The 6,427-nt window shown below is 72.0% G+C and carries 5 protein-coding genes; 4 read left to right on the top strand and 1 reads right to left on the bottom strand.

Features of this window, described 5'->3' with window-relative positions; translation table 11 throughout:
• Window positions 1-65: 65 nt before the first annotated feature.
• From H0W38_RS13755 to H0W38_RS13765, 3 genes are all read left to right on the top strand, one after another.
• Entirely contained in the window at window positions 66-1,277 is a 1,212-nt protein-coding gene (locus H0W38_RS13755) for a DUF5666 domain-containing protein (protein WP_292454979.1), read from the top strand.
• Between the two features lie 426 nt (window positions 1,278-1,703).
• Entirely contained in the window at window positions 1,704-2,456 is a 753-nt protein-coding gene (locus tag H0W38_RS13760; RefSeq protein WP_292454987.1) for a c-type cytochrome, read from the top strand.
• A complete protein-coding gene (locus H0W38_RS13765) occupies window positions 2,453-3,736 on the top strand; it encodes a cytochrome c (RefSeq protein WP_292454980.1) in 1,284 nt (427 codons plus the stop codon). Before H0W38_RS13760 ends, H0W38_RS13765 begins: the two co-directional genes overlap by 4 nt.
• 2 nt (window positions 3,737-3,738) lie before the next feature.
• Here the strand turns inward: H0W38_RS13765 and H0W38_RS13770 are convergent, their stop codons facing one another.
• Window positions 3,739-4,644, bottom strand: a complete 906-nt coding sequence (locus tag H0W38_RS13770) for a class III extradiol ring-cleavage dioxygenase (RefSeq protein ID WP_292454982.1) — start codon at window positions 4,642-4,644, stop codon at window positions 3,739-3,741.
• Between the two features lie 192 nt (window positions 4,645-4,836).
• On the opposite strand from H0W38_RS13770, the gene H0W38_RS13775 reads away from it, so the two are divergent.
• Window positions 4,837-6,427, top strand: a 1,591-nt coding sequence (locus H0W38_RS13775; RefSeq protein ID WP_292454985.1) for an FtsX-like permease family protein, incomplete at its 3' end; no start/stop codon positions are given.

The following is a 6,427-nucleotide window of genomic DNA, read 5'->3' on the forward strand; positions in this document are numbered from 1 at the left end:
GTCCTGCGCCGCTGCGGCGCAGCCGTCCCCGCCCCTGAACCGTCCCTGACCCTCAAGGAAAAATCATGAACATGACCTGGTTCTTCGATCAACTCGGTCGCGGCGTGCGGCTTGCCGCCCTCGCCGGCGCCGTCGGCCTGACCGCTTGTGGTGGTGGAGGTGGAGGCGGCGGCGACGGTGTGGGCTCCGGGGGCACCGGCTCCTTTGCCGTCGGCCCGATCAGCGGCTTCGGCTCGGTCATCGTCAACGGCATCCGATACGACGACAGCGGCGCCGACGTCTTCGACGATGACGGCAACGCCGTCACTGCAAACGACCTGCGGCTGGGCATGGTGATCGAGGTGACCGGCTCGGAGCTCGCTTCCACGGCGACCGGCCCCACGGCCAATGCGAGCTCGATCCGCTTCTCAAGCGAGATCGTCGGCCCGGTCGAGGCGGTCGATGTCACCGCAGGCACTTTGAAGGTGTTGGGCCAGGATGTCGATGTGACGGCCACCACCGTGTATGACGAAGACCTGAGCGGCCGTCTGGCCGCTGTGCAAGTCGGGCAGATCGTCGAGGTCTACGGCCTGGGCAACGGCTCCGGCCGCTACACCGCCACGCGGATCGAACTCAAGAACCCGGACAGAGACAACTACCGGCTGCGCGGCCCGGTGCGCGAGCTCGATACGCAGGCCCAGACCTTCCGCATCGGCGAGGCGCTCATCTCTTACGCGGACCTGCCTGACTCTGAAACGCCTGCGTTGGTTGACGGTCAGTTGGTTCGCGTGCGACTGGAGCCCGTGCCGGTGAACGGTGCTTATGTGACCCAGCGCCTGCGGGGCGGCGAACGCCGGGTCGAGGACCGTGACGAGGCCGAGATCGAGGGCTTGGTGAGCAGTGTCGAAGCCGGCAACCCGCGGCGCTTCAGCGTGGACGGCATTCCGGTGGAGGCCTCCGACGCCGAATTCGACAACGGCACGCCGGCCGACTTGGCCGTCGGTGTGCGGGTCGAAGTCGAAGGTCGCCTCGAGGCGGGCGTGCTGATTGCTCGGGAAGTGGAATTCGAAGACGACGACGGCGGCAGCGAAATCGAGTTGAGCGGCCAGATCCAATCGCTCGACACGGTCAATCAGACGTTCGGGCTGCGCGGCCTGACGGTCAGCTATGCCGGCGACGTCCGCTTCGACGACGGCACGGCCGCGAACCTGGGCAATGACGTGGCGGTCGAGGTGAAGGGTCGTCTCGCCCCCGACGGCGTGACGGTCCAGGCCTTCGAGATCGAGTTCGATGATTGAGGGCCGCGCCTGACGGCCCATCTCACCGCCCTGCCGCGGCTGCCCTTCGCGGGCCGCGGCAGGGTTTTTGCACACCTTCGGGGACCTGACGTTGCTGATTCATGAACTGCTCACCGCGATCGTCCTGGCCGCCACCGGCCCCGTTGCCAACACCGGCGATGTGGCAACTCCCGGTCCGGCGCCTCTGGTTTGGCTCGGGGTGACCGGGACGACTGATTGACGGGGCGCCTTGCGTCTTCTCCCGAATTGAAGGAACGCGGGGCACGATCGTGAGCGATGTCCCTAGGAGCCATGACGCTGCCTGCTTTCCTCTCCCGTTGCCTGCGACCGGTTCGTCGGCCCCACCCCTATCGCCGACGTTCTAGCGGGGACGCCAGGTCGCTTCCCGCACGCAATGCCGCCGCAAGTAGTCTGGCGCTTTCTTTACTGCTGCTCTCGCCGCTGCATGCCGCGCCGCCCTCAGCCGACAGCATCGCCGTGCGCGTGCAGGCCTGCACCGCCTGCCACGGCGAACAGGGCCGGGCCACCAACCACGGCTACTTCCCGCGCATCGTCGGCAAGCCGGCGGGCTATCTGCACGCGCAATTGCTCAACTTCCGCGACGGCCGCCGCAACAACGCACTGATGAGCGGCCTGGTGCAGCACCTGAGCGATGACTATCTGCGAGAGATCGCCGAGCATTTCGCCGCGGTCGATCTGCCTTACCCGCCACCGCAGACGGTCGGCGCGCCCTCGGCGCTGCTGGCGCGCGGCGAGCAGTTGGTGCGGCAGGGCGACCCGGCCCGTGACCTGCCGGCGTGCGCGGCCTGCCATGGCGCGGCGCTCGTGGGGGTGAGTCCGGCGATTGCCGGGCTGCTCGGCCTGCCGCGCGACTACCTCAACGCACAACTGGGCCAGTGGCGCACCGGCCAGCGCCGCGCGGCCGAGCCGGACTGCATGGCGCGCATTGCCGCTCGCCTGAGTGCCGAGGACATCGGCGCGGTCTCGGCCTGGTTGTCCTCGCGGCGCCTGCCGGCCGATACCCGGCCCGCCGAGGCCTTGCCGCAAGCCTTGCCCGAGCCGTGCGGAAGCGTCGGTGCGCAGCCGCAAGGCGTGGGGCCCGCGGACGGCAGCGACCGCCGGGCCGGGCCCGACAAGATCGACGGCCAGGCCGCGCCCGGCAAGAAGGTCCGGCCATGACCCCCCGCCGTTTCCTCGTCGGCCTCCTGCTGCTTGCCGCGCTGGCAGTCGCCGCCGTGATCGGCCTGAACCGGCGCGGGGAGGCGCCGCTGCCGCCGCAAGCCGCTGTCTTCACCGCGACGCCCGAGCAGCTCCAGCGCGGCGCCTATCTCGCACTGGCCGGCAACTGCATGGGCTGCCACACGGCGCGCGGCGGGCCGCCCTACGCGGGCGGACTGCCCATCGAGACGCCCTTCGGCAGCGTCCATGCCTCCAACCTCACGCCCGATGAAGCCACTGGCATCGGCGGCTGGTCGGCCGCCGAGTTCTGGCGTGCGATGCACAACGGCCGCTCGAAAGACGGCCGGCTGCTCTACCCGGCTTTCCCGTACCCGAGTTTCACGCTGGTCACGCGCGAGGACAGCGACGCGATCTACGCCCACCTGCGCAGCCTGCCGCCGGTGCGCCAGGCCAACCAACCGCACGCGCTTCGCTTTCCCTACAACACCCAGGCCGCGCTCGCGGTGTGGCGCGCACTCTTCTTCGAGCCGGCCGAATTTCGTGCCGATGCGACGCGGGATGCCGCCTGGAACCGCGGCGCCTACCTGGTGCGCGGCCTGGCGCATTGCAGTGCCTGCCATTCCGGGCGCAACGCCTTCGGCGCCACCGACACGGCGCTCGAGTTCGGCGGCGGCTTGATGCCGTCGTCGCACTGGTACGCGCCGGCGTTGACGGCCGCCGACGAGGCGGGCCTGGTGCAGTGGAGCAGCGCGGAGGTGGTCCGGCTGCTGCGCACCGGCGTCGCCGAGGCAGGCTCGACCCTGGGTCCGATGGCCGAGGTCGTCTTTCGCAGCACGCAGTACCTGAGCGAGGCCGATCTGCAGGCCATGGCGGGGTTCTTGCGCGTGCTGCCGCAGGAGCTCGCACCCGTGGCGGCGCAGCGCCCGCAACAGCCGCAAGTGCCCGCAACGGCGTTCCCGCGCGGCGCGGCGATCTACACCCAGCACTGCGCGCAATGCCACGGAGACCACGGCGAAGGCGGCCTCGGCGCGCCGCGCGCCCTGGCCGGCAACCGGGCCGTCACGCTGGACCCCCCGGCCAACCTGATCCGCGTGCTGCTGCTCGGTGGCTATGTGCCGGCCACGGCCGGCAACCCGCGGCCGCACGGCATGCCGCCCTTCGTGCAGACGCTCAGCGACGAGGAGATCGCCGCGGTGCTCACCTACCTGCGCGGCGCATGGGGTCACCAGGCGGCGCCCGTCTCGACGCTCGACGTGCTGCAGTCGCGGCAGGGGCCTTGACTTCAGGCGACGCCGGCGAGCGCCTCCCCGAGCGCTGCCGCCGCATCCCCGAAGGCGTAAGCGTCCATGCCCAGGCAGCCGTAGGTGATTGCATCGTGCAGGCGCACGCCAGACACGCCGGGCATGTCGGGCATGTCGGGCGCGCCGGGCAAGCCGGGCGCATCCAGGCCGCCGGCGCCCGCCGCGATGTAGAAGGGCAGCCAGTGTTCGTCGCTCGGGTGCATGAGAGCGGCGTGCGGTGCGCGGGCGCGGTAGTCGAGCAGCGCATCGCGGTCGCCCGCGGCCACACGGCCGGCGACCCACTCGCGGAAGGCGCGGCTCTCGGTGATCTCGGCCGCGTCGGCGGCAGGCTGCGCGGCGCCGAAGATCAGGCCGAGGTTGTGCGTCACGCTGCCCGAGCCGAGCACCAGCACGCCTTCATGCAGGAGCGGCGCGAGCGCAGCGCCGAGCGCCCACTGGGCGGCCGGCGGCTGCCCGGGCGCCAACGCGATCGGCAGGACGGGGATGTCGGCCTCGGGCCAGGCGAAGCGCAGCACCGACCAGATGCCGTGGTCCAGGCCGGCGTCCTCGCTTGCCGTCGACTCGATGCCGCCGCCGGCGAGCAGGCCCCGCACGCGCTGCGCCAGTTCGGGCGCGCCCGGCGGGCTGTACTGCAACCGATACAGCGCTTCCGGGAAGCCGCCGAAGTCGTGCACCGCATGGTGGATGGCGCTGCCCAGCACCACCGGCGCACGCGCCGCAGTGTGCGGAGAAACCGCGACGATGGCGCGCGGCCGGCCGAAGCGCCGGTCGATGCCGCGGCCCAGGCGTTGCAGGAAGGGTCCGGTCGTGCCCGGCTCCAGGGCCAGCATCGGTGAGCCGTGCGAAACGAAGAGGGCGGGCAGAGGTGAGGCGGTCGCTTTGTCCATGCCCGATTGCACCCGCCGTTGACGCCGCGCGGGCCGAGTGCTTTTGCACGCAGCGTTGCATGTGTCGAAAGAAGCTGGCGACGCGGCACGCGGAGAACTTGCCTCGGCGCCACGCCGGCCTGCATGCCCCCGAGCCTCGCTGCCCGCCGCGCCCTGCGCTACCGTGCGCGCTGTCCTCACCGCGCGCCCCGCATGAAACCGACCCCGCCCGCTGCTTTCGTGTCGTCGCAGCCCCCGAGCCTGTGGGCGCTGGCCCGCCGCCAGCTCGTGCGCGATTTCCGCGCCGGCGAACTGCGCCTGCTGGTGGTGGCCGTGATGCTGGCCGTGGCCGCGCTCACGGCCGTGGGTTTCTTCGCCGACCGCCTCAACAACGGCCTGGCGCGCGACGCGCGTTCGCTGCTCGGTGGCGACGCCATCGTCTCCAGCGACCAGCTGCCGCCCGCCCCGCTGGCCGAGCGGGCGCTCGAGCAGGGGCTGGCGGTGGCCAGCACGGTGAGCTTTCCGAGCATGGGCCGCGCCGGCGAGGCGCGCGGCGGCGCCTCGCGGCTGGTGGCGGTCAAGGCGGTGAGCGCGGGCTATCCGCTGCGCGGGCGCATGCAGATCGCCGACGCGCCGGGTGCGCCCGGGCGCGACGCCGGGTCGGTGCCGGCGCGCGGCACGGTCTGGGTCGACGCAGCCATCCTCGATTCACTCGGCCTGAAGGTCGGCGACGAGCTGCTGCTCGGCGATGCCGGCCTGAAGATCGCTGCCGTGATTCTTGTCGAGCCCGATCGCGGCGCCGGCTTCATGAGCTTCGCGCCGCGCGCGCTGCTGAACGAGGCCGACCTGCCGGCCACCGGCCTGGTGCAGCCGGCCAGCCGCCTGACCTACCGCCTCGCCGTTGCCGGGCAGGGCAGCAATGGCGACAGCGCAGTGCGCGACTTCGTGACCTGGGCGCAGGTGCAGATCGAGGCGGAGCGCTGGCGCGGCGTGCGCGTGGAATCGCTGGAGAGCGGCCGCCCCGAAATGCAGCAGACGCTCGACCGCGCGGCACGCTTCCTCAATCTCGTCGCACTGCTGGCCGCGCTGCTGGCCGCCGTGGCGGTGGCCATCGCGGCGCGCGACTTCGCCAGCCGCCACCTCGACGACTGCGCCATGCTGCGCGTGCTCGGCCAGTCTCAGCGGCGCATTGCTGGCGCCTACACGATCGAGTTCGCGGCGGTCGGCTTCATCGCCAGCGCGCTCGGCGTGCTGCTCGGTCTGGCCGTGCATTTCGTGTTCGTGGCGTTGTTGGCCGGCCTGGTCGACGCGGCGCTGCCCGCGCCGAGCGCCTGGCCGGCGCTGTTCGGCCTGGGTGTGGGGCTGACGCTGCTGCTCGGCTTCGGCCTGCCGCCGGTGTTGCAGCTGGCCCAGGTGCCGCCGCTGCGCGTGATCCGCCGCGACCTGGGCGAGCTCAAGCGGGCGTCGCTCGGCGTGCTGCTGGCCGGCTCGGTCGGCTTCGCGGCGCTGCTGCTGGCGGTGGCCTCGGACCTGAAGCTCGGCCTCATCACCGTCGGCGGCTTCGCGGGGGCGGTGGCGGTGTTCGCGCTGCTGTCGTGGCTGGCGGTGCAGGCGCTGCGGCGGCTGGTGCCAGGGGACTGGTTCGGCCCGCGCGCGCCCCGCTGGCTGGTGCTGGCCACGCGCCAAGTGGCGGCGCGGCCGGGCTTCGCAGTGCTGCAGGCCAGCAGCCTGAGCGTTGGCCTGCTGGCCCTGGTGCTGCTGGTGCTGTTGCGCACCGACCTGATCGGCAGCTGGCGTGCGGCCA

This window comes from Methylibium sp., from assembly GCF_013817365.1.
Lineage (GTDB): Bacteria > Pseudomonadota > Gammaproteobacteria > Burkholderiales > Burkholderiaceae_C > Methylibium.